This is a genomic window from Agrobacterium sp. CFBP 3001 (genome assembly GCF_027871605.1).
Classification (GTDB): Bacteria; Pseudomonadota; Alphaproteobacteria; order Rhizobiales; family Rhizobiaceae; genus Agrobacterium; species Agrobacterium leguminum.
In genome coordinates, this window is sequence record NZ_JAQAHD010000002.1 from 278,741 (window position 1) to 302,618 (window position 23,878).

Consider the following 23,878-nt stretch of genomic DNA (forward strand, 5'->3'; position numbering starts at 1 on the left):
CTTTTTAACGATGACGGAAAAAGCCGTCCCGGCTATAGAAATTCATATGGATACGGATGGAAAGACCCTTCGCCGCGGCTGGACCACGGGCACCTGCGCGGCAGCCGCCACGAAGGCGGCCTGCGCCGCCCTTCTGACCGGCGAGTTTCCTTACCCTGTCGAGGTCGAACTTCCAAGCGGCGCGAGACCGGCATTTTCCCTCGCCACCGAGGAAAAAGGCGAAAACTTCGCGCGCGCCGGCGTCGTCAAGGATGCCGGAGACGATCCGGACGTTACCCACGGTGCCCTGATCGAAAGCACGGTGCGGCGAGGTCAACCGGGACGCGGGATTATCTTCAAGGCCGGAAAGGGCGTCGGCACCATCACCCGGCCGGGCCTGCCCCTGCCGCCGGGAGAACCCGCCATCAACCCCGTGCCGCGCAAGATGATCGAAACCGCCATTCGCGAAGTGGCTGGCGAGGAGGCCGATTTCGAGGTCGAGATTTCCGTCCGCGACGGCGAAAAACTGGCGGAAAAAACCCTGAACGGCAGGCTCGGCATCTTGGGTGGCATTTCCATCCTCGGCACCACCGGCATCGTCATTCCCTTTTCCTGCTCGGCATGGATCCATTCCATCTGGCGCGGCATCGATGTGGCGCGTGCGACCGGATGCACCCATGTGCTTGGCGCCACCGGCAACACCTCCGAAAAAGCCGGGCAGACGCTTTACGATCTGCCGGAAACCGCACTGATCGACATGGGCGATTTCATCGGCGGCATGCTGAAATATCTGCGCAGCCACCCCATCGAGCGGGTGACGATTGCCGGCGGTGTCGCCAAGATGACCAAGCTCGCCCAGGGCATGCTCGACGTGCACTCCAAAAAGGGGCTGGCCGATCTCGATGCGCTGGCGGCATTGGCGACGGAAGCCGGAGGAGATGAAAATCTCGCCCTTGCCATCCGTCAGGCCAACATGGTCGCACACGCCTTCGAATTGGCCGAAGGCGCGGGGATAGACCTCGGTGCGGTAGTTGCGGAAAAAGCCTGGGTAACCGCCGCGGCGGCGCTGAAGACGCCGGCCATTGCGCTCGATATTCTGGTGTTCGATCGTCAGGGCGCGCTCAAGGGCCGCACCACCTCCACGCCGTCGCATCAGCCCTTTGCATCTTCCTTCGGAGAGCGGAACCGCCGGACATAGTCGGTGCTATAGAGCGCGCTTTCGCGAAAATCTGTGGAGGCAAGTCCACGCCCGACGAAGATCAGGGCGGTCCGCTCCACCGGTTCGGCGGCGAGCTTGTCCTCAATGTCGAACAGCGTGCCGCGAATGACCCGCTCATCCGGCCAGGAGGCGCGAACGACGATGGCGACCGGGCAATCCGAACCGTAAAGCGGCGCCAGCTCTTCCACCACCTTGCCGATGGCATGAATGGCGAGATGGACGGCAAGCGTCGCGCCCGTCGCACCGAAAGCCTTTAGCGTCTCACCGTCAGGCATCTTCGATGCGCGCCCGGAAATACGGGTCAGTACAAGGCTCTGCGCCACTTCCGGCACCGTCAGTTCCCGCTGCAAAGTGGCGGCCGCAGCGGCAAAGGAGGGTACGCCCGGCGTGACGGTATAATCGAGACCCAGTCGCCCCAGACGGCGGATCTGCTCGCCCATGGCGCTCCAGACGGAAAGATCGCCGGAATGCAGCCGCGCCACATCCTTGCCGGCCTTTGCTGCGGCCACGAATTCCGCCTCAATCTCGTCAAGCGAAAGTGCTGCCGTATCGACGATGCGGGCGCCCGGAGGGCAATAATCGATGAGCGCCTTCGGAACCAGCGAGCCGGCATAAAGACACACCGGGCAGGCAGCGATTAGATCGCGCCCGCGCACCGTAATGAGATCGGCAGCACCCGGGCCGGCGCCGATGAAATGAACCGTCATTGTTGTTCTCCATGTTCGATGGCGCAGCCGCTATCTCGTGGGGCATCGTCAGTCGTTGCGATGGCCACCGTCACATCGCCAACCACAAGACGCGGCGCGACCAGCCTTGCATTCTCTCCGGCGGCCGCAAGCGCCGCCGCTTCGCTCACACTTGGCAAGCCGGCATGATTAAGGCTTGCCTGTGAAACTGTCATTGTTTTCGAAGCAACCGCCTCGAGCCGTTCCTGCGATACGATTTCAAGCGACAGCGACAAGCTCTTCGCCGCCTCCACAAGACCGGCTTCATCGGCCTTGAGCGGCGCAGTCGCTAAGCATTCCGCCATCATGCCCAAAGCATGCTCCGCAGCGCGCACGGCGGCAATAATAGCATCTGAACCCGTGCCTCTGCGACAGCCTATGCCAGCCACGGTCACCATGGCTTGTTCCAACTCCACTGCGTCACCGGCATTGCCGGACGCCAGCCCGACATGGAGCCAACGGCCGTCACTCGCGACACATCCAGGCGGATCATCGAGCCGCCGTGCCGCGCGTGGGCGGCAAGCAGCACGGCCTCCATTTCCAGTGTCACCGCATTGGCGACCAGCCGCCCGCCCGGTTTCAGGGCCTCCATGGCACCCTCGAGCACGCCCGCTTCACTGCCGCCGCCGCCGATAAAAATCGCATCCGGCCGAGGCAAGCCTTCAAAAGCCGCAGGGGCCGCGCCGATCATGACCTCAAGCCCCGGCACACCGAAAGCTTCGGCATTACGAGCTATACGCTCCGCCCTTTCCGGGTGTTGTTCTATGGCGATGGCTCGGACCGAGTGGTGCGACAGCATCCATTCTATGCCGATCGAACCCGAACCGGCACCGATATCCCACAGCAACTCACCCCGCCGTGGAGCCAGAGAGGAAAGTGTCACGGCGCGGATTTCACGCTTGGTGATCTGCCCGTCATGTTCGAACAGGTCGTCATCAAGCCCACCTGTGAAAGGCAGAACGCGCGCACCCTCATCCGCCACGACATCAATCGCCACCACGTTCAGCGCATCAATATCAGCAAACGCGAAATCGGTCGCCCTGACCTGCCGCCGCCTCTCCCGCTCTCCGCCCAAGGCTTCAAGCAAGACGAATTCCGACTGGCCGAAACCCAAATCTGACAACAGATCCGCGATCAAAGCCGGGGCGTGGGCATCCGAGGTGAGCGCGATGATCCGCGCACCGGCTTGGAGATACGGCCGCAGGAGATCGATGGAACGCCCGTGCAGCGAAATGCAGTCGACCGCTTGCAGCGCCCATCCAAGCCGTGCGGCGGCCAGCGAGAAAGCGGAGGGCGAGGGATAACAAACTGTCTCACCGGCCTCGATCCGCCGCAGAAGCGTGACACCGACGCCATAAAAGAACGGGTCGCCGGAAGCCAGCACGCAAACCCGCTTGCCGCGCAGCGCCACGACATCGCCCATATCCGTGTCGAACGGCACCGGCCAGCGCAGTGCTTCACCTCGAATGGCTGCGGCCGCCAGTTCCAGATGGCGTTTGCCGCCGAAAACCACCTCGGCCGCCTCTATCGCCTCAATCGCGTTCCGGCCCAGCCCCTCGAGCCCGTCCTCACCAATGCCGACGATGGAAAGCCAAGGCTTTTCTCTCTTTTCGGTGGAAGCCTTGTTTTCTCTGGAAGCATCACCCGTTCCGGAATATTCAGACGTCATGACACGCTCCATACTCATCCTTGGCGGCACGGCGGATGCCCGTATTCTGGCCGGCAGGCTGGCCGAAGAACCCGGCTACCGAATCCTGCTCTCCATGGCCGGCCGCACGCTCTCGCCGGTCGAACAGCCGGTGCCGATGCGCAGCGGCGGTTTTGGCGGCGCGGGCGGGCTGGCGGATTTCATTCGCACTGAGGGTTTCGATATTCTGGTGGACGCCACCCATCCCTATGCGGCGAAGATTTCCGCCAATGCCATTGAGGCCGCAGGGCTTGCCAAAGTTCCGCTGGTCGTCCTTTCGCGTCCTGCCTGGCAGCGTCAGCCGGGTGACAGGTGGCGTGAGGTGGACAGCGTCGAACAGGCTGTCACCGCGCTCGGCGACGAAAGCAAACGTGTATTTTTGGCGCTCGGCCGACAGGAGCTTCTTCCTTTCGAAGCCGCGCCCCAGCACAACTATCTCATCCGCAGCGTCGATCCGGTGGAGCCGCCACTGAAACTGCCGCATGCGCGCTATATTACCGCGCGCGGCCCCTTTGCGTTGGACGACGAAATCCGCATGCTGGAAGAAAACCGCATCAAGACGGTGGTCTCGAAAAACTCCGGTGGCAGCGCGAGCTATGGCAAGATCGAAGCGGCGCGACGGCTCGGTCTGCCGGTCATCATGATCGACCGGCCGCGACAGCGGAACGACGCGCCCCTGAATGACGCGACCGTGGCGGATATTACCGCTGCGCTCACCGCCATTCGCCATCAGCTCTCTCTTCTCGAAAAACGAGGCGAATAAACCAGCGGGTCTTTGCCGGAACGCTCGATCAGACGGGTTTCAACCGAACCGACGATGATGCAGGTGGCCATATCCGCCATATCGCTCGTTGCTTCCGACAGGGGCACGACACGAATACGCTCGTCCGCCCGCCCGGCAGCTCGTCCGAAAATCACCTGCACCGAACCGGGCAAATGCGCCCGCAATAGATCGAAGGCTGTACCGAGCTGGTGCGGCCGCGCCTTGCTGACGGGATTGTAGAAAGCCATCACAAAACCGGCCTCAGCCGCCGCGATCAAACGCTTTTCGATAATGCCCCAGGGTTTCAGATTATCCGACAGCGAAATGGCGCAGAAATCATGGCCAAGCGGCGCGCCGGCCTTTGCGGCTACGGCCAGCATGGCAGTCACACCGGGCACGACGGAGAAATCGATATCGCGCCATTCGGCGGGGCCACTTTCGATCGCCTCGCAAACCGCCGCCGCCATGGCAAAAACGCCGGGATCGCCGCCAGAAACCACACAGACCTTGCCGCCGGAAGCTGCAAGTCGCAGCGCCTGTTCAGCGCGGGAGATTTCCTCGCGATTGTCCGAAGCATGGCGGCGTTGATCGGGTCTCAGCGATAGACGGTCGAGATAGGGAATATAGCCGAAGAAATCCTCCGACGCCTCGACGGCGACAAGCGCCTCCGGCGTTACCTGCGCCGCACTGCCGGGGCCGAGGCCGACAACGACCAGCCTGCCGGTCATGGCTTTTCACCTGCAGAGGGTCTGGTTTTCCAGCCCGGTACCAGAACCAGCGAAAAATAGGGGGCAGGCGATGTATCGCGTTCGATGAGCCGCACCGCATGGCTGTTGGCCATTGTGCCACGCTCGACATAAAGCGCGTCTTCAAGCTTACCGGCCTTTTCCAGCGCCCGGCGAATCTTCGGCAGGTTGCGCCCCACCTTCATGATCACCGCACCATCCGTGCCGGACAGACGTTCGGTCAGCACATCTTCACCAAGCGTGCCGGGAAGCACGCTCAAAACATCGTCGCCCTGCACTAGCGGCAAACCAGCCATGGACCAGCAACCGGACATGGCCGTGATGCCCGCAACGACTTCCGCCGGGTAAGATGGCGCAAGCCGCAGATGAAGGTGCATATAAGAACCGTAAAACAGCGGATCGCCTTCCGACAGCACGGCGACGTTGCGCCCGGCTTCGAGATGTACAGCGATGTCCTTCGCCGACTGATCGAAAAAGGCGGCGATGGCATCACGGTAATCGTTGCCGTTTTTATCGCTTTCGACTGTTACCGGATAGACCAGCGGCATTTCCAGCGTTCCGGGCCGGATGAAAGCTTCGACAATACCGCGACCATTACCGCTGCTGCCTTTCTTGCAGAAGAAGGCAAGCACATCGGCATTTTCAATGGCGCGGACAGCCTTCAGCGTCAGAAGCTCGGGATCTCCGGGGCCGGTGCCGACGCCCACGAGTTTACCCTTCGGATGTTCAAAAAGAGCCGCACTCACAGGCCAGCCCTCGCAACGGCATTTATAGCGGCAGCCGTCATGGCCGAACCGCCCATGCGTCCCTTGACGATGGCATAGGGAATGCCAAGCGAACTTGCCTCCAGCGCGTCTTTCGATTCTGCCGCACCGACAAAGCCGACCGGCATGCCGATGATGGCGGCCGGGCGCGGGGCGCCTTTTTCCAGCATCTCGAGCAGATAGAACAGTGCAGTCGGCGCATTGCCAATGGCAACGAGAGCGCCGTCCAGCTTCTCTGCCCAAAGATCAAGCGCGGCGGCGGAGCGGGTGTTGCCGATCTTTTTCGCCAGTTCCGGCGTGCGGGGATCGCGAAGGGTGCAGACCACATCATTGTCAGCCGGAAGGCGCGCGCGCGTCACGCCATGGGCAACCATTTCCGCATCGCAGAGAACAGGCTTGCCGGCTCGTAGAGCACCACGTGCCGCGGCAACAAAATCCGGCGAAAAGCGGAAATGGCTGGCTGCCTCCACCTGCCCGCAGGCGTGGATCATGCGAATCGCGATATCCGCCTGCTCTTCGGTAAAGGCGGATAAGTCCGCTTCCTCACGAATGATGGCGAAGGAGCGCTCATAGATCGCATTGCCGTCGCGAATATAGTCATAGTCGGTCATCGGTCATCCTGTCGAAGCGCCGCACCGATCGCCTGTTGGCCCAGCCGGGCAAACAGGGTGGCGGCGTTTTCACCGGGCTTATGTTCTTTTTCGTAAAGACGGGCAAGCCGCGAAAGCGCCGTCCTCTGATGCTGAAAAGGTAAAATGCCATCCGGCAGGTCACCGGCGCGGCCCGAAATCGAAAAGGCCAGACCATCGGCGGTGCCGGAAAAAGTGAGAAGCGACGGCGCGGGGTGCGCGCAACCTTTGCCGCAGCCGGAAATATGCAGCGTGAAGGAGCCATCCAGCAACGAGGCGCATTCCCCAGACGCAAAGGCGGCCAACTCATGGGTGGGAAGAAAAGCCGAAGCGCAGCCCGTCGCGCCGGGACAGGCGGCAATGGAAGAGCGCGCGTCACCTGCCGTTGTGATGAAACCGGCCGCCCTTGCAATCTCGAGCGATCCGCCGCAGGCAGATGACGATCCAAAGAATAGCAGGCTATGGTTTGGTGCCGGCCGCAGGGCCGTGATGCCGAGGGTACCGGCCGCTTCGCAGAGATGCGACAAATCGCAGCCCCGGATTTGCCCGAAAGCAGGCGCGACGGCAATGGCGAAGCGATCCTTTCCCGTCATCATCAGCCCCAGAGGCGCAGAAGCCGCTCTGGCGTTATCATCAATCACCCGATCCAGCAGGCGATCACCGCAGATTTCTTTTATCGTCGAATGGTCCAGATCGCGGCCACGGGCAAACGGCCCTTCGCCGGCCAGATAGACGAGCAGCGACAGGACGACACCCGCCGCTATGTCCGTCTCGACCAAGCCGGCATTCAGCGCCCTGCTTTCCGCTCCACCCACGAGCAATCGCCAGACGGCCCGCCCATCAAGCGACACAGCTCTCAGGCGAATATCGGCCAGCAAATCTTCCATGGAAAGACGCCCGCCGCCATCAATGACGACAGACATTTTAGCGGCAAGCTTTTCATGGAGAGCGAGCCTGTCGACCTCTTTTCGAATCTCCGCGGCGACAGGACCACCATCGGCAATCTCCGCGTCATCCCGACCGGCGAGAGGCGACGTCTCGACCGCGAGCCCCGCACGCAGCGGCAAATCCAGGGCCAGCACATCTTTTTCCAGAGCGCCGGCGCTTTCCGGTGTCAGGCCGCGAAATTGCAGGCTGCCGCGGGCGGTAATGTCGATCAATCCGTTGCCATGCCGCTCGGCAAGCTGACAAAGCACCACCATGTCGCGCGGGTCGATATCCGCCTCGAAAGCGATCCGCGACAAAAAACCGTCGCCGGTGCGCATGGGAGCGGACAGGGCCGGGCAGAGGCCACGGCGGCCGAATGGCTGAACTGGATCGGCAGCGGCCATCATAACGCCTCCACCCTTTGGGGGCGCGGAAGGACCAGCATTTCAAGTTCCGCATCCACCGCGTTGCGGCGGCTGTGCCACAGCCCGCGACGGCGGGCGGATAAAAAGCGTTTGGCCATCACCTGCGCCGCCTTCGGGTTTTCCCGCAGAATGAAATCGCGCACCTCCTCATTGCCGAAATAGGCATCGTAAAGCGCCTCGATCAACGAGGAGGACACCGCATGGGTGGTTTCGGCAAAGCCGATCAACCGGTCCACCGTCTCGAGGAATTCCGCCGCCCCGCGCGGACCGTGCCGCATCTGACCGGCAATGAAACGGGGATTGATGGCACGCGCGCGCACCACCCGCGTCAGCGCCTGCGTCATCGACCTTGCACGCGGGCGTGCCGGATCTGTCGTATCCAGCGCAACAATATCGGCGACGCCGCCAAGCACAGCCTTCGCGGCGGAAAAACCGCCGATGAAGGCGACATCCGAAGAACCGTCCAGAAGATCACGGCCCGGATCGTCCCCGGTATGAACCAGAAGATCGGCGCGCCTGACCAGCTCCACAAAACCGGTATCTTCGAAAATCTCCAGCCCGTCCGCACCGCCGAAAGCGTGGCTCGCCGCATCGAGATAGGCCTGCCCCAACTCCTCGCGTTCGTCCCATTTCCCGCTGGCCAGCTTTTCTTCGATACCGGCACCATAGGTGCCGGGCGCGGAGCCGAAAATGCGCGCCGGAATATGCCCGAGCGTGGCGGCCTCTTCCGCAAGCGGATTGTCGCCGGGCGCTTCCTCCCGCCGCGCGACGGCCTTGGCGGCGGCGTCGAGAAGCGCGATCAGCGCAGGGAACATGTCGCGGAACAGGCCGGAAATGCGAAAGGTGACGTCGACACGCGGCCGCCCCAGGCTCGCCGGCGGCAGCACCTCGATGCCGGTGACCCGGCCGGTGGCGGGGTCGTGGATCGGTCTCGCCCCCATCAGATGCAGCGCCTGCGCCACATCCTCACCGCCATTGCGCAGGCTGGCGCTGCCCCACAGATCGAAAACCAGATGTTTCGGCCAGTCGCCATGGGACTGAAGATGATGGCGCAGCACCTCTTCGCCCGCCATGCGACCCAGCTCGAACGCCGTTGGCGTCGGCATGGTGCGCGGATCGGCGGCATAGAGATTGCGGCCCGTGGGCAGCACATCGAGCCGCCCGCGCGCAGGTGCGCCGGAAGGGCCGGGGACGATATGTCGGCCATCGAGCGCGGCCAGCAGCGCAGCTTTTTCCGATTTGGCGCTTTCAAGCCTCAGAAGGTCGGCATCCCCCTCGGCACTGCGGCCAAAAACATGCTGGCCGTCCTTGATGGCGAAATCCTTGAGGTCGCAGAGAAAGGCGTCGATGCGTGAGAGGGCCGCATCGGCATCATCCTTCGCAGCCACGCCCGCTTCCGCCGCGAGCCCGGTCTCCAGCGCCTTTTCGACGATCAGTTTCGCCAGCCGGTCACGCCGGCGACGATCCAGACCATCCGCCTGCGCATATTCATCGACCAGCTGCTCCAGCGCCGACTGTTCAGGCGAAAGACCGGCATTGACCAGCACCGGCGGGACATGGCCGATGGTCACGGCCGCGATCCGCCGCTTGGCGACCGCCGCCTCGCCCGGATTGGAAACGATAAACGGATAGACCACCGGCAGCGAGCCGGTGACGATTTCGGGAAAACAATTGCGGGAAAGCGCCACCGTCTTGCCCGGCAGCCATTCCAGCGTGCCGTGCGCGCCAACATGCACGATGGCATGCGCACCCGCAATGCGCTGCATCCATGCACCGAAGGCAACAAGCGCGTGGCGCGGCGGCAGGGCAGGGTCGTGGTAGTCCACCCGGCGATCCTCATTGCGGCCCCTGTCCGGCGCAAGCGTCACGAACACTTCGCCGAAACGGGCGGCGCGGAACCGGAATGCGCCGTCAATGAGTGCATCGTCATCGGTTGCCACGCCCCATGTCGCGTTTACGGATGCGGTGGATGCCGGCGGCAGGGCGGAGAAAAAAGCCTCGTAGGTGGAAAGATCAATTGCCGCTTCCTGCTGTTCGACACAGTCGAGCAGCGCCCGCGCGGTCTTAGGAATATCCTTGACCGTATAACCGGCCCCGGCAAGATCGTGCAGCATTTCGAGAACGCTTTGCGGCACATCGAGACCGACGGCATAACCGGTTCGCCCGGGTGCCGCACCGGGATAATCGGGCATCAGAATGACGATGCGGCGATCCCGTGGAAGGGCATTCCTCAGCCGCAGGAAAGCGGCGATGCGATTTGCCACCTGCTCGACGCGATCAGCCTCGGGTACATTGAGCAAACTCGCGCCGCCATCCACGCGCGCCTGTTTGAAAGAAATCGCACCGGCGAGAATCCGGCCATCCAGTTCCGGCAGGACGACATGCATGGCAAGATCGGAAGGATTGAGACCCCGCGCGTTTTCCGCCCATCCGTCCCGCCGCGTCGTCGCCATCACCACCTGAAACACCGGCACGCCGAGACGGTCGAACAGCGTTGTGTCATTGTCATCCGTCTGGCTGGCGAAGGCGGTGGCGGCAATGATGGCGGCGGGCTTCAGATCGGGAAGAACCGTTTCGAGAAAACGGATCGCCTCGCCATCCTTCAGACCACTGACAAAAATCGGCAAGGGTGCAAAACCGCGCTGCGAGAGCGCCTCGAAAAGCGCATCCACCGGTGCTGCATCTGCCGCCAGAAGCATGGAACGATAAAACAGAATGGGCAGAACGGGCGCACCGTCGGGAAAACCCGGGCACGCTAGCGCCCTATCCACAACGCCCCTGCCGGGCCGGTAAAAACCGGCTTTCGGCAGCGGTTCGGCTTCAATATCCGGCCATGCCTCGCCCCTTGCAAGAGCGGCGAGACCAAGGGCAAGCCGATCCATATTCTCCTGCCCGCCCTCACGGAAGAAGGAGAGGACCGAGGCCAAAATCCGCCGATCGACGGTCGAGGCCGCTTCCAGTTTCTCGTCCCTTTCGCTGCACTCACCCGGCAAAAGCAGAAGCTTGATGCCGCGCCTGCGCGCAAGAATGGAAAGCTGATCGACACCGTAACGCCAGCGTTCCGCACCACCGAGAATCCGGATAAGAATAACCCTGGCATGTTCTGCCGTCTTTTCGATCCAGAGATCGACCGACATGGGATGTCGAAGCTCGGAGAGGTTGGCGGCTGACACGGAGGGGAGCGCAACCTGTGTTCGCCGCCAGGCCTGTTCCAAGCCGGCCAGATCGCTTGCCGAAAAAGACAGCACCACCACATCCGACCGGGGCTGGTTGAGATCAACCGGCTCGATCAGGTCGTCCAGAGACGAGGATGTGGTGGCGAGGATGTGCATCGTCAGGCGGCCAGCATCTGTTCGATCTTTTCGCGGTTGATGCCCTTTTCCCCGATGACGACGAGGCGGCTGCGGCGTTCCTCACCCGCGGCCCAGGGCCGGTCGTAATAATGGTTGACGCGGCTGCCGACAGCTTGCACCTGCAGGCGCATCGGCTTTGCGGAAACCTCGATGAAGCCCTTGATGCGCAGGACATTTTCCGCAGCCGCCGTCTCGGCGATACGGGCTGCCAGCGCGTCCGGATCGGTCACGGCCGGCAGATCGATGACGAAGCTGTCGAAATCGTCATGCTCGTGGTCGAGTTCACCGTCATGGTGGGTACGGCGGTTTTCGATGTCCTCTTCTACCGCAAGGCCAAGGCCGATCAGCACGGCGGGTTCGATGGCGCCATTGGAGGCCACGACGATCTTTGCCGCCTTCGGCAGATGTTCGAGAACATGCGCCTTGGCCTTGTTGAGGCCGGCATCGTCAAGAAGGTCGGCCTTTGTCAGCACGATAAGATCGGCGCAGGCGACCTGATCTTCGAAAACCTCTTCGACCGGGTCATCGTGATCGAGCGCCTCGTCATTGGCCCGTTGGGCGGCAAGAGCTTCCATGTCGTGCGCCACCTGCCCTTCAGCAAGGGCGGCGCCATCCACCACGGCCACGACGGCATCCACCGTCACGCGGCTCTTGATCGCCGGCCATTGGAAGGCCTGCACCAGCGGCTTCGGCAGGGCGAGACCCGAGGTTTCGATGAGGATATGCTCCACCTTCGGCTGGCGGCTCAGAATCTGTTCGATGGCGGGCTGGAAATCATCCGCCACCGTGCAGCAGATGCAGCCATTGGCCAGTTCGACGATGTTTTCTTCCGGGCAGCTTTCAATACCGCAACCTTTGAGAATCTCGCCATCGATGCCGATATCGCCGAACTCGTTGACGATGATCGCCAGCCGCTTGCCGTCCAGCTTTTCGAGAAGGCCGCGCAGCAGCGTGGTCTTGCCAGCCCCCAGAAAGCCGGTGACGATGGTGCAGGGAACGCGGTCCAGAAGGGTGCTCATGATCTCTCCTCGGTAAAATCGAATGGGGGAATGCGCGCCACCATGCCGCGCTTTAAGGGTTCGGGGCGGCCGCGCCAGGGCATCAGGCCGTCGGGGGCGGCAGCCAGCAGCCGTGCGCCGGTCAGCAAATCTTCCGCGTCACCGGTCGTCAGCCCGCCGAAGACATAGGACCAGCCATTGGCGCTGCGCAGCACGGCACTAAGCCCGCGCTTGCAATTGGCGAGGCAGTTGACGGAACGAACGGTGACGCCCGTTTCCTCCGCCTTTGCGAGGACGGCATCGGCGAAACGCGAACCGGGGCGCGGTTCGGCATTGGGATCGGCTTCATCGCGACAGCTTCTGCAAACGAAGACGGTCACCCCGGACGCCGTTTCGTCCTGCGTGTTTCCGCCTGCACATGAACATGTTGCTGAAATATCCAAACCGTATCGCTTCCCACGCCTTGCAAAAAATCTCGGGGGTGCGGATGTCGAATACGGTATGCGGACAGGCGCAAACCGGATGTTCGATCTAACCGACTGACCGGAGCACCCCGCCCGGCAGACGTTTTTCCTGAAACGGCAGGTCTCCTGGCTCGCGGCTTTACACCCTGACACCGCCTTCCCGAACCCGTTGAGGTGTCCAGTGGCTTTACGGTGCGGGCTTACCGCTTACAGTTGCGGGGGCAGCCACGGAATGACCCGGTAGTCGGGCTGGAACCGTGTTCCCTCTTAGCTTTTCCCGTTGCCGGGAAAAGACCGTCAGTTCGTTACCCTTAGGCTGAACGGGCGTGGGGGTCAATGCCGCGGCCCTGTGGCCCGCACATTGCCGGGTGCGGCAAATTGGGTATAGTCGCCGCTCCAAATGGCGGGGGCACCGGGTCCCGCGCCGCTGGATGAAAAGGAAAACGCGATGACACGCGACATCAGCGACAGCGAAGCCGAACGTCACCGGCAGAAAATGGTCAATCGCAAGACGGTGCAGGACGCGGAGGTTGCGGAAAAGACCATCGAAAAAGGTCTGCTGATGATCAATACCGGTCCCGGCAAGGGCAAATCCACCGCCGCTTTCGGCCTTGCCCTGCGCATGCTCGGCACCGGGCGGCGGGTTGGCGTCGTTCAATTCATCAAGGGCGCATGGTCGACGGGAGAACAGCAGGCGCTGACTTTGTTCGGCGACAGGGTCGTGTGGCGCACCATGGGCGAGGGGTTCACCTGGGACACGCAGGATTTGAAACGCGATGTCGCAGCGGCGGCAAAGGCTTGGGAAGAAGCCAAGGTCCTGATGGCCGACGAGACCATCGGCCTGCTGATCCTCGATGAGCTGAACATCGCACTCCGTTACGATTACCTGCCGCTGGAGGAGGTGGTCGAAACGCTTTCCAGCCGCAGGCCCGATCTGCATGTCATCGTCACCGGCCGCAATGCCAAGCAACCGCTCATCGACGCGGCCGACATGGTGACGGAAATGACCCTCGTGAAACATCACTTCAAGGCGGGCGTAAAGGCGCAGGCAGGGATAGAATTCTGATATGGCTGCACGCGTGCTGATGTTTCAGGGAACCGGCTCGGATGTCGGCAAATCGCTGATGGTGGCCGGCCTTGCCCGCGCCTTCGTCAGGCGCGGCCTGTCCGTCATGCCGTTCAAACCGCAGAACATGTCGAACAATGCGGCGGTCACCGCCGATGGCGGCGAGATTGGCCGCGCGCAGGCGCTGCAGGCTCGCGCAGCGGGCGTGCCGCTTTCCGTGCATATGAACCCGGTGCTCCTGAAGCCACAGAGCGAGACCGGCGCCCAGGTGGTGGTGCAGGGCAAGATTGCCGGCAATGCCAAAGCGGCCGATTATCAGCACATGAAGGCCGGGCTGATGCCGCGTGTGCTGGAAAGCTTCGAGCGCCTGAAACAACAGGCCGATCTGGTGTTGGTGGAAGGCGCGGGCAGCGCATCCGAAATCAACCTGCGTGCCAATGACATCGCCAATATGGGTTTTGCGAGAGCTGCGGACGCGCCTGTGATACTGATCGGCGATATCGACCGGGGCGGCGTCATCGCCAGCCTCGTCGGCACCAAAGCCGTACTCGAAGCTGAAGACGCGGCGATGATCGAAGGTTTTATCGTCAATCGCTTTCGCGGCGATCCGGCCCTGTTTTCAGACGGCATGCGAATAATTGCGGAAAAAACCGGCTGGGCCTCTATCGGGCTCCTGCCGCATTTTTCCGATGCCGCGAAGCTGCCGGCTGAAGATGCTCTCGGGCTTTCCGGCCCGGCTGAACGAAAACCTGGCGCGAAGATCCGCATCGCCGTACCGATCCTGCCGCATATTTCCAATTTCGATGATCTCGATCCGCTGGACATGGAACCGGATGTCGAACTGATCCGCGTGCGGCCGGGCGAAACCATTCCCGCCGATTGCCGGCTGGTGCTGCTTTGCGGCTCGAAAGCCACCATCGCCGATCTTGCCGTGCTGAAAAATACGGGGCTCGACATTGATATCAAGGCGCATGTGAGACGCGGCGGCCATGTTCTGGGCCTCTGCGGCGGCTACCAGATGCTTGGGAAAACCGTTGCCGATCCCGAAGGCATCGAAGGACCGCCGGCAACAGTCGACGGGCTCGGCCTGCTGGATGTCGACACTGTTCTGACGGGGGACAAAAGGCTTGTTTCCGTTACAGGGAAAAGTTTCGACGGAATTGATTTATCCGGCTATGAAATGCATGTCGGTGAAACCACGAGCGGAACCGACAGCCTGCCGTTTTCGAAAATTGATGGGCATGAAGACGGCGCTGTGTCGCCTGACGGCCGCATCTTCGGCACTTATATTCACGGCCTGTTTTCAGATGACCGCCAACGCGGCGCGTGGCTTGAGCGGCTTGGCGGACAGAACACGGAACTGAACTACGATGCGCAGGTGGACGCCGTTCTTGATCGCCTCGCAGCGCATATGGAACAGCACCTCGATCTCGACCGTCTGCTTGCTATAGCGCGATAAGGATCGCCAGAAGTCCCAGCAGGCCGATCAACAACAGGTCGGCAACCCGCGCAAGCCGCAGCGCCGCGCGAATATCGCCGGCGACAAGTGCGGCCCTGCCGCCTTCGCCCATGAAACGCGCCTCGATCATCTGCCCGCCATAGGAGCGCGGCCCTGCGAGCGCAAAGCCGAGAGCGCCGGCCAGCGCCGCCTCCGGCCAGCCGGCATTGGGGGAACGGTGATGATGGGCATCGCGACGTATCGCGGCAATGGCCCCGCCGGGTGATGCACCCTTAACAAAAAACGCGGCAACTACGAAAAGACCGCCGCTCAGCCGTGAGGCCGGCAGATTGACCAGATCGTCCAGCCGGGCGGAGGCCCAGCCGAAGGCCTCATGGCGGGGCGAGCGATGGCCGATCATGCTGTCGGCCGTATTGATCGCCTTGTAGGCCGCGCCGCCCGGCAGGCCCAGGAGACCGAGCCAGAAGGCGGGCGCGACGATGCCGTCGGAAAAATTCTCAGCCAGACTTTCGATCGCCGCCCGGCAAATTGCCGCCTCGTCCAGCTTTTGCGGATCGCGCCCGACGATCATCGATACCGCCTTGCGGCCGCCTTCCACACCCTCGCGTTCCAGCGCAGTGGCGACAGCCTCCACATGCTGCTCGAGACTTTTCTGCGCCGGAAGCGAAGCGCCAAGCACAGCGACCGGCAAAAGGCCGAAAGGCAGGAAGAGGAGAACGGATTGCACTAACCATGCACCAAGCAGCGTCAGCCCGACGAAAACAACGAGCGCCGCCACGCCTGCCCCCTTGCGCTGTGAAAATGACGCGCTCTCCCGGTTCCATTTTTTGTCCAGCAGCGCGATAAGCGAACCGATCCAGGTGACGGGATGGCCGATGCGTTTGAACAGCCAGTCCGGATAGCCGGTCAGGCGTTCGATGACGAGCGACAGGAAAGCGAGAGCAAAGAACATGGGCGAGACAGTACCAGAAAAGGCGAAAGCTGCGATCCGTCACGGCGGCAATCTCGGTAGGGCGCGTCTTATGTTTCCTGAAGCGCCGGAACCATGGATCGACCTTTCGACCGGGATCAATCCGCACTCCTATCCGCATTCGCCGATCCTTGCCAGCGCATTCGCGCGCCTGCCGGAACCGGACGCCGCCGAAGAATTGAAACATCTGGCCGCAACCCATTTCGGTGCGCCCTCCGCCCGGCTTGTGGCGCTTTCTCCCGGCACCCAGATGCTGATGCCATTGCTGGCCCAGATCGCTATCACCCGCGGAGCCAAGAGCGGCGCAGTACTTTCACCCGCCTACGCGGAACATGCCCGGACCGCACGCATGGCCGGGCTGGCTGTGACTGAGGTGGAAAACATTGACGCGATGTCGGCTCACGACTATGCCGTGGTGGTCAATCCCAATAATCCCGATGGTCGCATCACGGATCGCGCCACATTGTTGTCGCTGGCCGACGCCATGCGCCGCAAGGGCGGACTGCTCGTCGTGGACGAAGCCTTCATAGAGACGGGACTTGCCGAAAGCCTCGCAGATGCCGCCGGTCAGGAGGCGCTGGTGGTCCTGCGCTCCTTCGGCAAATTTTACGGCATGGCGGGTGTTCGGCTGGGTTTCGCGATTGCGCAGCCCGATATCGCTGCCGACCTGGAGGCAAGGCTCGGCCCCTGGGCGGTTTCGGGCCCGGCGCTGCATATCGCGATGCAGGCTCTGGCGGATGGGAAATGGCAATCATCCATGCGTCTGCACCTTGCCGAAGACGCCCGGCGCATGAACGCCATGCTGGAGAAAGCGGGGCTGGCAATTGCCGGTGGCACCTCGCTGTTTACTCTGGTGCGGGATCCCCGCACCGCAGACCTGTTCAGCCATCTTGGCCGACACGGCATTCTGGTCCGCATTTTTGATGAAAGGCCGAACGACATGCGTTTCGGCCTTCCCGGTAGCGAAACGGAGTGGCAGCGGCTCGAGGAGGCGCTGTCATCCTTTGACTATTCCTCGAAGGTGTAGGTCTCAATCGACTCCGGCTTCATTTCGATGGAGAAGCCCGGCAATTTCGGCGGCATGTAAGCGGCGTTTCTGATATCGCAGGGTTCGATGAAGTGCTCGTGCAGGTGGTCGACATATTCGATCACGCGGCCTTCCTTCGTGCCTGATACGACCAGATAGTCGATCATCGACAGATGCTGCACATATTCGCAAAGGCCGACGCCGCCGGCATGCGGCCACACCGGCAGGCCGTATTTCGCGGCGATCAGCAGCACCGCCAGCACCTCGTTCAGCCCACCCATGCGGCAGCTGTCGATCTGCACCACATCGATGGCGCCCTCGGCGATGAACTGCTTGAACATGATGCGGTTCTGGCACATTTCACCGGTCGCCACCTTAACGGACCCGATGGCCGCACGGATCTTGCGATGACCGGCAATGTCGTCCGGGCTGGTCGGCTCCTCGATGAAGAATGGCTTGGCGAAGGCGAGCTTCTTCACCCAGTCGATTGCCTGATCCACTTCCCATACCTGGTTGGCGTCGATCATCAGGTAACGGTCAGGACCGATCACCTCGCGGGCAATCGTGAGACGGCGAATGTCGTCTTCCAGATCGCGGCCGACCTTCATCTTTACATGGTTGAATCCGGCGTCGATGGCTTCCTGGCAAAGGCGGCGCAGCTTGGCGTCGTCATAACCGAGCCAGCCGGCAGAGGTCGTGTAGCAGGCATAACCTTCGCTCTTCAGCGTCTCGATACGTTCCTTCTTGCCACTTTCGGCTTTTTTGAGGATCGCAAGCGCATCGTCCCGGGTCAGCACGTCAGTCAGATAACGATAGTCGACGATATCGGCGATTTCTTCCGGGCTCATATCGGCAACGAGCTGCCAGACCGGCTTGCCCGCCTTCTTGGCCAACAGATCCCATATGGCATTGACGACGGCGCCGGTGGCGAGATGCATCGCGCCCTTGTCCGGCCCGATCCAGCGCAGCTGGCTGTCGCTTGTCAGATGCCGCCAATATTTGCCGGGGTTCTCGGTAACGGTGGCAAGATCGGTGCCGACGACCAGATGACGCATCGCTTCGATGGCCATGCAGCAAATGTCGTTACCGCGGCCGATGGTGAAGGTCAGCCCGTGGCCTTTGAGACCAGGCTCATCGGTATCGAGAATGACATAAGCCGCCGAATAATCCGGGTCGGGGTTCATCGCATCCGAACCGTCGAGGCTCTGGGAGGTCGGAAAACGCAGGTCGAAAACACGCAGATCAGTAATTTGGGTCATGGCCGTTCACTCGCGGTCAGTGTCAAAGGAAATCGTTCAATCGTGGTGGAAGGTTTCTTCCATCATTGCCCACCACTCGCCTTCCTTCCGGCTTTCGAGCGGTTGCTGGCAGGGAATGGTGAAAGACCACCATTCCTGGTTCTTGGGGCTCGCGGCCATCTTCGCCATGTCGGCGCTGATATCGCTGCCGTGATATTCCCAGTAGCCGAAGAGCAGATTTTCCGGCTCGCGCAGGAAGATCGTGTAGTTGCGGATATTGCAGTCGCTGATAAGCGCCAGAATTTCAGGCCACACAGCCGCATGCAGCCTTTTATACTCCGCGATCATCTCCGGTTTGACGCCTATGACCATGCCCATGCGCTGCATGAAAAACTCCGTTATTGCTTGATGGTGGCGAGCGCAGCGCGCAGCTTCGACTGTGGCAGGCTCAATCCCAGCCGTTCCGCTGCGGCAATGATCGGGGCGAAGCGGCGGCGTTTCTTTTCATCGTGGTTGCCGGCGATATCGGAGAGCCGATGGGCGAGAAAGGGATTGCGCAAACGCTCCCGCAGCACGCCAATATAGGCCTGCGCATCATCCCCCATGCCTTCAGCAGCAAAAACCGGCAGAACCTCGTCCCGCCAAAGCGTCTCAAGATCCGTAACGAGAGCATCGTCGGCCATTGCCTGACGCACCGTCTCGTCCTTCGCACGCGCATCCTGCAACCAGCGTTCCGCCAGATAGGAATGGCCGAGATTGAGCAGGAAAAGCTTCAGTTTTTCATAGTGATCGAGATCGTCCGTCAGCACCACGGCAGGGTGCGTGCAGGGAAGGACAAGCCCGTCCTGCTTCTCTATAGCCCATAGCGCATAGGGTTCCGCCACCGCACCCACCGGGTCGATAGGCTCGGAGACGATGCGATCCACCAGACTATTGGCGAAACGGCACTTCTCATTCAGATAAAAGGCAAAACCCGCCGGCAATTGCCACTCATCGGCAAGCCGGCGAATGACCTGTTTCAGCTTTTCGCCATTGCGCGGCACGAGTTCGCAGGGGAAGATGGATACAGGTGCTTCCGGATTGCGCTGAAAACGCTCCAGCAGCAGCATGCAGAGTTTCGCCGGAAAGCTTTTCGGTACAACCGTGAAATCACCAGCAAGCCCAGCATTATCCGCCGAATCCAGCTCATAACCGCGATCGCCCGTATTGGACAGAATGACCGCGGCCTCGCAAGCAAGGCGGCTCACTTCGGCCCAGTCGGTCGCAGCCGTCAGCGCCCGCGCGACAGCCCCGCCCTGAATTTCCTCATCCACTTCCTGCCCATCACGGATGCCGCGAATGCGCACGGGGTAGGATGCCCCGCCGTTCAGCGCCGCAACACGCTTCAGGCTCTCCGCATTGCCGGTCGTCTGGACAATCGCGATACGCCCGAGAGCCTCGCCCTTGTCCAGCGCCTGCGAAACAAAGAGATCCGCATGCGCCAGAAGAAAGCGGCTGGTACCGAATTGCAGGATGGGCGTATCGGGCGTCATGCGACCTCCACCATGCCCTTGATAACTCCGGCCTTCGGATCGGTCAGGCCGGCGAATCTGGAGGGCACATCGGCAAGCGTCATGCGATGGGTGATCAGCGCTTCCGGTACCTTGCCTTCGCGCAACGCCTGCAGGACGCGTTCGAAATCCTGAGGCGTGGCATTGCGGCTGCCGAGTAGCGTCGTCTCCCGCTTGTGGAACTCCGGATCGTTGAAGCTGATATCGCTGGCGACGATGGAGACCAGCACATAGGAACCGCCATGGCCGACAAAGGAAAAGCCGCGCTCCATGGCTTTCGGATTGCCGGTCGCATCGAAGACCGCATCGAAAAAATCGCCGCCGGTGATGTCGGAGAGGCGATCCCGGTCGCCCTCGCCGAGCGCCACCGTGTGTGCGACGCCGAGATGTTCCCTGCAGAACTCCAGCCGGTCGGTGCGGCCGTCGATCATCGTTACTTCGCCGCCATCGAGAACCGCGAAAACCGCAACAGCCATGCCAATCGGGCCGGCGCCGACGATCAGAACCTTCTGCCCCTTCTCGACTGCGCCACGGTGCACCGCATGCGCACCGATAGCCAGAAATTCGGTCATCGCCGCCTGGTCGAGGCTCAGCCCCTCCGCCTTCAACACGAATTGCTGCGGCACGCTCAGATATTCGACCATGCCGCCATCGCGATGAACGCCCAGCACACCGATATTGCGGCAGCAATTGCTCTTGCTCTTCAGGCAGGCGCTACATTCGCCGCACGAGATATAGGGAATGACGGTGACCACATCGCCGGCGGACAGATGGCTGCCTTGCGGCGCTTCTTCCACCGTGCCGGAAAGCTCATGGCCCATGATACGGGGATAGGAAAGATAAGGCTGGTTGCCGGTGAAGATGTGCAGGTCCGTGCCGCAAACCCCGATGCGGCGAATACGCACCAGCACTTCACCTTCGCCACGGACTGGTTTCGGCAGTTCCTTGGAGACGAGTTGACCTGGGGTTTCGCAGAAAATCGCCAGCATGCATCACCTGTGGGAAAGGGAATAAAAACGAATGGCGTTACCGCCGAAAACTGCCGCATGGTCCTCTGCCGGCACGATATCGCGGCAGAAATCCAGCCATGCCTGATAATCGCCCGCCAGCCGCAACACCGGCCAGTCGCTGCCAAAAATCACGCGGTTGCCGCCAAAGAGTTCCAGGATGGTCTCGGCATAAGGCCGTACCGCTTCCGGCCGCTGCTCACCGCGCTCGGTCAGCAGACCGGAGAGTTTACAATGGACGTTCGGGAGAGCCGCCAGAGCAGCCATATCCTTGCGCCAGTCGCTGTAGTGACCGGTAGCAATCAGGGGCTTCGCGCCATGGTCGATGACGACAGGCAATTGCGGATGGCGGCGGGCAAAGGCGAGAAGATGCGGCAGATTGGGCGGCAGGACCAGCGCATCGAACGCCAGACCATGTTTTACCAGCGCCGCCACGGCGGGATCGAGTGCCGGATCATCGATCCAGGCGACATCCTCCATGCCCTGCAACATCGGGCGGACACCCTTGAACGCCGGATGTTTTGCCCGACGGGCGATTTCACTCGCTGCATCGGCGGATTTCATGTCCACCCAGCCGACCACACCCTTGATGAAATCGGTCTTTTCCGCCAGGTCCAGCATGAAATCCGTGTCGGCCGCCGTCTCCATCGTCTGAACTAGCACGGTGCCGGAAACGCCGGCAGCGGCCAGCAAAGGCGACAGATCAACGGGGAGAAAATCCCGGTAGATGGCGGCAAGCGACGGCGGCGGCCACTGCCCGGCGCGATCTTTCATCAGCCAGAAATGCTGGTGGGCATCGATGAGCATTGCCTCAGGCCTTCCCACCGGGCACCGGCGCGCCTTCAGCAATCAGGCCGCGCCTGTGCAGTTCGGACCAGAATTCATCCGGGATAGACTGCTCGAACCACTCGATATTGGAGGCGAGCTGCTGCGCATTGCGCGCACCCGAAACGACCGTGACCGACGCCGGATGGGCAAGCGGAAATTGCAGCGCGGCCGCCTGCAGCGATACGCCGAGTTCCTCGCAAACACCCTGCAGCGCATCGACACGCGTGAGAATATCGGCAGGCGCGTCGGCATAATTGAATTTGCGGTTGCCGGCCAGAATGCCGGAATTGAATGCACCGGCGACAACGATGGCGGCACCGCTTTCGGCGCAACGGTTCATGAAAGCAAGGCTCTGCTGCTCCAGCAGCGTATAACGGCCGGCGAGCATGGCGACGTCGATATCGAAGACATCCATGGCGTCGCTGACGATTTCCCACTCATTGACGCCGAGGCCGACGGCACCCGTCGATCCTTCCTCGCGCAGCTTGCCAAGCGCCCGGAAGCCACCGCCGGTGGTCAGCTGCTCCCAGTAATGCTGGTGCTTTTCGCCATGGGTGAAGGAGCCGATATCATGCACATAAAGAATATCCGGCTTCAGAACACCGAGCCGCTGCTGGCTTGCCTCGAAGGAGCGCAGGATACCGTCATAGGAATAATCATAGACCGGGCGGAACGGCAGGGGCGCTATATAGGCATCCTCCTCCGGACCGACGGTCTCGTCAGGTACCATCACACGGCCGACCTTGGTGCTGAGCGTATATTCGTTCCGGTCATGCTCCGTCACCATAGTGCCGAGGCGACGCTCCGACCGCGTATAGCCATAAAACGGCGCGGTATCGAAATAACGCATGCCGCTTTCCCATGCCTTGTCGAACGCACCCTTGGACTCTTCATAGGGCGTGACGCGGTAGAGATTGCCCATCTGGGCGCAACCGAGGCCCATGACGGTGACGTCGACGGCGCGGCGCGGCAATTTACGTGTATCGGAGACTTTCATCGCAGGGACTTTCCAGCTTGTCTTTGGAAAGACGCGCCGCCGCAAAGCGGCGCGTCATCACGCAATCAATAAAGAACGTTCTTGGCTTCGGGCTTTTCGATATTGTCCTTGGTGACAACAACGACGCCGGTGTCGACGAACTTTTCGACCTTTTCTTTGCCGATGAGCTTGGAAATGGTCTCTACGCCCTTTTCACCCATCTGATACGAACCCTGAACCACAATACCGGCCAGCGTGCCATCCTTGACGAAGCCCTGAAGGTCCTGGTTGCCGTCGAAGCCGATGGCGACGACCTTGCCGGCCTTACCGCTCTGCGCGAGCGCGCGGCCGACGCCGATTGCGGTCGGCTCATTGGCGCCAAAAATGCCCTTAAGGTCGGAATTGGCGGCCAGAACGTCGGTCGTTTGGTTCAGCGCGGTCGCCATCTGCGACTGCGAATAGAACGGGCCGACGATCTTCAGGTTGGAGTTCATCTGGATGTAATCGGTGAAACCGCCGACACGGCCGATTTCCGAACCGGCACCGGCGACATAGGACATGACGGCGATCTTGCCTTCCTTGCCCACCTTGTCGATCAGCGCCTGCGCTGCCAGTTCGCCGGCTTTCTTGTTATCGGTCGCCAGAAACGACTGGTAATATTGCTCCGAGCCCTTTGCGAGCTGCGAGTCGATCAGAACCACCGGAATACGGGCTTCCCAGGCCTTCTTGACGGCAGGCACCAGCGCGTCCGGGTCGGAAGGCGCCAGAACAATGCCCGCGACCTTACGGTTGATGGCGTTTTCGACCATGTTGACCTGGTCGGCAATGGCAGACTCGGCAGCCGGACCCTGGAAGGTCATGGTATTGCCGGAAGAGTTCTTCATCGCCGCATCAGCGCCCTTCTGGACGTTCTGCCAGAAGGTGGAGTTGACGGTTTTGACGATGACGGCGATTTCACCGGCCTGCACGGTGGAAACGCTCCACAGCGCAATTGCGGATGTCAGAAGGGCAGTCGCAATTTTCTTCATTTCTTCCTCCGTGATGTCGGCATACCGGGCCTCCCCTTGCCGATCTTTTT

Annotated in this window: 23 protein-coding genes and 1 riboswitch; of the genes, 5 read left to right on the forward strand and 18 right to left on the reverse strand. The window is 61.6% G+C overall.

Features of this window, described 5'->3' with window-relative positions; all coding sequences use genetic code 11:
• The first annotated feature begins 46 nt into the window (after nucleotides 1-46).
• Entirely contained in the window at nucleotides 47-1,177 is a 1,131-nt protein-coding gene (locus PH605_RS04935) for a cobalt-precorrin-5B (C(1))-methyltransferase (RefSeq protein ID WP_161987776.1), read from the forward strand.
• Here the strand turns inward: PH605_RS04935 and cobM are convergent.
• Genes cobM through cbiE form a run of 3 tightly spaced genes read right to left on the reverse strand, consistent with a single transcriptional unit; the run spans nucleotide 1,132 to nucleotide 3,592 of the window.
• On the reverse strand, nucleotides 1,132-1,905 hold the full coding sequence (cobM, locus tag PH605_RS04940; protein ID WP_142844434.1) for a precorrin-4 C(11)-methyltransferase: 774 nt from the start codon (nucleotides 1,903-1,905) through the stop codon (nucleotides 1,132-1,134). The two genes, PH605_RS04935 and cobM, sit on opposite strands and share 46 nt — an antisense overlap.
• Entirely contained in the window at nucleotides 1,902-2,321 is a 420-nt protein-coding gene (locus tag PH605_RS04945) for a cobalamin biosynthesis protein (protein ID WP_161987777.1), read from the reverse strand. The genes cobM and PH605_RS04945 overlap by 4 nt, the downstream gene beginning before the upstream one ends.
• The gene (gene cbiE / locus PH605_RS04950; protein WP_142844436.1) at nucleotides 2,315-3,592 is read right to left on the reverse strand and encodes a precorrin-6y C5,15-methyltransferase (decarboxylating) subunit CbiE; all 1,278 of its coding nucleotides are present in this window, start codon (nucleotides 3,590-3,592) and stop codon (nucleotides 2,315-2,317) included. The genes PH605_RS04945 and cbiE overlap by 7 nt, the downstream gene beginning before the upstream one ends.
• Here cbiE and PH605_RS04955 point away from each other — a divergent pair.
• On the forward strand, nucleotides 3,591-4,373 hold the full coding sequence (locus PH605_RS04955; RefSeq protein ID WP_142844437.1) for a cobalt-precorrin-6A reductase: 783 nt from the start codon (nucleotides 3,591-3,593) through the stop codon (nucleotides 4,371-4,373). The genes cbiE and PH605_RS04955 overlap by 2 nt on opposite strands.
• On the opposite strand, the gene PH605_RS04960 is transcribed toward PH605_RS04955, so the two are convergent.
• Genes PH605_RS04960 through PH605_RS04990 form a run of 7 tightly spaced genes read right to left on the reverse strand, consistent with a single transcriptional unit; the run spans nucleotide 4,340 to nucleotide 12,658 of the window.
• The gene (locus PH605_RS04960) at nucleotides 4,340-5,101 is read right to left on the reverse strand and encodes a precorrin-3B C(17)-methyltransferase (RefSeq protein WP_142844438.1); all 762 of its coding nucleotides are present in this window, start codon (nucleotides 5,099-5,101) and stop codon (nucleotides 4,340-4,342) included. The two genes, PH605_RS04955 and PH605_RS04960, sit on opposite strands and share 34 nt — an antisense overlap.
• Nucleotides 5,098-5,865 carry a precorrin-2 C(20)-methyltransferase gene (locus PH605_RS04965; protein WP_142844439.1) on the reverse strand — a complete coding sequence of 256 codons (768 nt, stop codon included), beginning with the start codon at nucleotides 5,863-5,865 and terminating at the stop codon, nucleotides 5,098-5,100. The genes PH605_RS04960 and PH605_RS04965 overlap by 4 nt, the downstream gene beginning before the upstream one ends.
• Nucleotides 5,862-6,494 carry a precorrin-8X methylmutase gene (locus PH605_RS04970; RefSeq protein WP_142779903.1) on the reverse strand — a complete coding sequence of 211 codons (633 nt, stop codon included), beginning with the start codon at nucleotides 6,492-6,494 and terminating at the stop codon, nucleotides 5,862-5,864. The genes PH605_RS04965 and PH605_RS04970 overlap by 4 nt, the downstream gene beginning before the upstream one ends.
• Complete coding sequence (gene cobG / locus PH605_RS04975) at nucleotides 6,491-7,846, reverse strand: precorrin-3B synthase (protein WP_142844440.1); 1,356 nt, start codon at nucleotides 7,844-7,846, stop codon at nucleotides 6,491-6,493. The genes PH605_RS04970 and cobG overlap by 4 nt, the downstream gene beginning before the upstream one ends.
• Nucleotides 7,843-11,196: a cobaltochelatase subunit CobN gene (gene cobN / locus PH605_RS04980; RefSeq protein WP_142844441.1), complete on the reverse strand. Its 3,354-nt coding sequence runs from the start codon at nucleotides 11,194-11,196 to the stop codon at nucleotides 7,843-7,845. Before cobN ends, cobG begins: the two co-directional genes overlap by 4 nt.
• 2 nt (nucleotides 11,197-11,198) lie before the next feature.
• Nucleotides 11,199-12,236 carry a cobalamin biosynthesis protein CobW gene (gene cobW, locus PH605_RS04985; protein ID WP_142844442.1) on the reverse strand — a complete coding sequence of 346 codons (1,038 nt, stop codon included), beginning with the start codon at nucleotides 12,234-12,236 and terminating at the stop codon, nucleotides 11,199-11,201.
• On the reverse strand, nucleotides 12,233-12,658 hold the full coding sequence (locus PH605_RS04990) for a DUF1636 family protein (protein WP_142844443.1): 426 nt from the start codon (nucleotides 12,656-12,658) through the stop codon (nucleotides 12,233-12,235). Before PH605_RS04990 ends, cobW begins: the two co-directional genes overlap by 4 nt.
• A 120-nt stretch (nucleotides 12,659-12,778) precedes the next feature.
• Nucleotides 12,779-12,993: riboswitch (cobalamin riboswitch) on the reverse strand.
• Between the two features lie 134 nt (nucleotides 12,994-13,127).
• Here PH605_RS04990 and cobO point away from each other — a divergent pair.
• A complete protein-coding gene (gene cobO / locus PH605_RS04995; RefSeq protein ID WP_059760031.1) occupies nucleotides 13,128-13,745 on the forward strand; it encodes a cob(I)yrinic acid a,c-diamide adenosyltransferase in 618 nt (205 codons plus the stop codon).
• Between the two features lies 1 nt (nucleotide 13,746).
• Nucleotides 13,747-15,204 (forward strand): cobyric acid synthase, encoded by a 1,458-nt coding sequence (locus tag PH605_RS05000; protein WP_142844444.1) that lies wholly within the window; start codon nucleotides 13,747-13,749, stop codon nucleotides 15,202-15,204.
• On the opposite strand, the gene cbiB is transcribed toward PH605_RS05000, so the two are convergent.
• Nucleotides 15,191-16,156 (reverse strand): adenosylcobinamide-phosphate synthase CbiB, encoded by a 966-nt coding sequence (gene cbiB, locus PH605_RS05005; protein ID WP_142844445.1) that lies wholly within the window; start codon nucleotides 16,154-16,156, stop codon nucleotides 15,191-15,193. The two genes, PH605_RS05000 and cbiB, sit on opposite strands and share 14 nt — an antisense overlap.
• Between cbiB and cobD the strand changes: the two genes are divergently transcribed.
• Nucleotides 16,155-17,201, forward strand: coding sequence for a threonine-phosphate decarboxylase CobD (gene cobD / locus PH605_RS05010; protein ID WP_142844446.1), 1,047 nt, complete (start codon nucleotides 16,155-16,157; stop codon nucleotides 17,199-17,201). The genes cbiB and cobD overlap by 2 nt on opposite strands.
• Here the strand turns inward: cobD and PH605_RS05015 are convergent.
• From PH605_RS05015 to PH605_RS05045, 7 genes are all read right to left on the reverse strand, one after another.
• The gene (locus PH605_RS05015) at nucleotides 17,183-18,460 is read right to left on the reverse strand and encodes an L-fuconate dehydratase (RefSeq protein WP_142844447.1); all 1,278 of its coding nucleotides are present in this window, start codon (nucleotides 18,458-18,460) and stop codon (nucleotides 17,183-17,185) included. The genes cobD and PH605_RS05015 overlap by 19 nt on opposite strands.
• A gap of 36 nt (nucleotides 18,461-18,496) precedes the next feature.
• Nucleotides 18,497-18,826, reverse strand: a complete 330-nt coding sequence (locus PH605_RS05020; protein WP_080856896.1) for an L-rhamnose mutarotase — start codon at nucleotides 18,824-18,826, stop codon at nucleotides 18,497-18,499.
• Nucleotides 18,827-18,837: 11 nt separating this feature from the next.
• On the reverse strand, nucleotides 18,838-19,971 hold the full coding sequence (locus tag PH605_RS05025) for a mannitol dehydrogenase family protein (RefSeq protein WP_142844448.1): 1,134 nt from the start codon (nucleotides 19,969-19,971) through the stop codon (nucleotides 18,838-18,840).
• Nucleotides 19,968-20,978 carry a zinc-binding alcohol dehydrogenase family protein gene (locus tag PH605_RS05030; RefSeq protein WP_142844449.1) on the reverse strand — a complete coding sequence of 337 codons (1,011 nt, stop codon included), beginning with the start codon at nucleotides 20,976-20,978 and terminating at the stop codon, nucleotides 19,968-19,970. The genes PH605_RS05025 and PH605_RS05030 overlap by 4 nt, the downstream gene beginning before the upstream one ends.
• A gap of 3 nt (nucleotides 20,979-20,981) precedes the next feature.
• Nucleotides 20,982-21,803, reverse strand: a complete 822-nt coding sequence (locus PH605_RS05035) for an amidohydrolase family protein (protein WP_142844450.1) — start codon at nucleotides 21,801-21,803, stop codon at nucleotides 20,982-20,984.
• A gap of 4 nt (nucleotides 21,804-21,807) precedes the next feature.
• Entirely contained in the window at nucleotides 21,808-22,821 is a 1,014-nt protein-coding gene (locus tag PH605_RS05040) for an aldo/keto reductase (RefSeq protein ID WP_142844451.1), read from the reverse strand.
• 65 nt (nucleotides 22,822-22,886) lie between these two features.
• Nucleotides 22,887-23,828, reverse strand: coding sequence for an ABC transporter substrate-binding protein (locus PH605_RS05045; RefSeq protein ID WP_003520222.1), 942 nt, complete (start codon nucleotides 23,826-23,828; stop codon nucleotides 22,887-22,889).
• Between the last annotated feature and the right edge of the window lie 50 nt (nucleotides 23,829-23,878).

What these genes read in the sequence shown, in the direction of transcription:
- PH605_RS05035 (WP_142844450.1), bottom strand. Translation starts at nt 21,803, where the DNA reads ATGCTCATCGATGCCCACCAGCATTTCTGGCTGATGAAAGATCGCGCC.
- cobW (WP_142844442.1), bottom strand. Translation starts at nt 12,236, where the DNA reads ATGAGCACCCTTCTGGACCGCGTTCCCTGCACCATCGTCACCGGCTTT.
- PH605_RS05025 (WP_142844448.1), bottom strand. Translation starts at nt 19,971, where the DNA reads ATGACGCCCGATACGCCCATCCTGCAATTCGGTACCAGCCGCTTTCTT.
- PH605_RS05040 (WP_142844451.1), bottom strand. Translation starts at nt 22,821, where the DNA reads ATGAAAGTCTCCGATACACGTAAATTGCCGCGCCGCGCCGTCGACGTC.
- cbiB (WP_142844445.1), bottom strand. Translation starts at nt 16,156, where the DNA reads ATGTTCTTTGCTCTCGCTTTCCTGTCGCTCGTCATCGAACGCCTGACC.
- cbiE (WP_142844436.1), bottom strand. Translation starts at nt 3,592, where the DNA reads ATGACGTCTGAATATTCCGGAACGGGTGATGCTTCCAGAGAAAACAAG.
- PH605_RS05015 (WP_142844447.1), bottom strand. Translation starts at nt 18,460, where the DNA reads ATGACCCAAATTACTGATCTGCGTGTTTTCGACCTGCGTTTTCCGACC.
- PH605_RS04955 (WP_142844437.1), top strand. Translation starts at nt 3,591, where the DNA reads ATGACACGCTCCATACTCATCCTTGGCGGCACGGCGGATGCCCGTATT.
- PH605_RS05000 (WP_142844444.1), top strand. Translation starts at nt 13,747, where the DNA reads ATGGCTGCACGCGTGCTGATGTTTCAGGGAACCGGCTCGGATGTCGGC.
- cobO (WP_059760031.1), top strand. Translation starts at nt 13,128, where the DNA reads ATGACACGCGACATCAGCGACAGCGAAGCCGAACGTCACCGGCAGAAA.
- PH605_RS04935 (WP_161987776.1), top strand. Translation starts at nt 47, where the DNA reads ATGGATACGGATGGAAAGACCCTTCGCCGCGGCTGGACCACGGGCACC.
- cobN (WP_142844441.1), bottom strand. Translation starts at nt 11,196, where the DNA reads ATGCACATCCTCGCCACCACATCCTCGTCTCTGGACGACCTGATCGAG.
- PH605_RS04945 (WP_161987777.1), bottom strand. Translation starts at nt 2,321, where the DNA reads ATGGTGACCGTGGCTGGCATAGGCTGTCGCAGAGGCACGGGTTCAGAT.
- PH605_RS04970 (WP_142779903.1), bottom strand. Translation starts at nt 6,494, where the DNA reads ATGACCGACTATGACTATATTCGCGACGGCAATGCGATCTATGAGCGC.
- cobM (WP_142844434.1), bottom strand. Translation starts at nt 1,905, where the DNA reads ATGACGGTTCATTTCATCGGCGCCGGCCCGGGTGCTGCCGATCTCATT.
- cobG (WP_142844440.1), bottom strand. Translation starts at nt 7,846, where the DNA reads ATGATGGCCGCTGCCGATCCAGTTCAGCCATTCGGCCGCCGTGGCCTC.
- PH605_RS05045 (WP_003520222.1), bottom strand. Translation starts at nt 23,828, where the DNA reads ATGAAGAAAATTGCGACTGCCCTTCTGACATCCGCAATTGCGCTGTGG.
- PH605_RS04960 (WP_142844438.1), bottom strand. Translation starts at nt 5,101, where the DNA reads ATGACCGGCAGGCTGGTCGTTGTCGGCCTCGGCCCCGGCAGTGCGGCG.
- PH605_RS05020 (WP_080856896.1), bottom strand. Translation starts at nt 18,826, where the DNA reads ATGCAGCGCATGGGCATGGTCATAGGCGTCAAACCGGAGATGATCGCG.
- PH605_RS05030 (WP_142844449.1), bottom strand. Translation starts at nt 20,978, where the DNA reads ATGCTGGCGATTTTCTGCGAAACCCCAGGTCAACTCGTCTCCAAGGAA.
- cobD (WP_142844446.1), top strand. Translation starts at nt 16,155, where the DNA reads ATGGGCGAGACAGTACCAGAAAAGGCGAAAGCTGCGATCCGTCACGGC.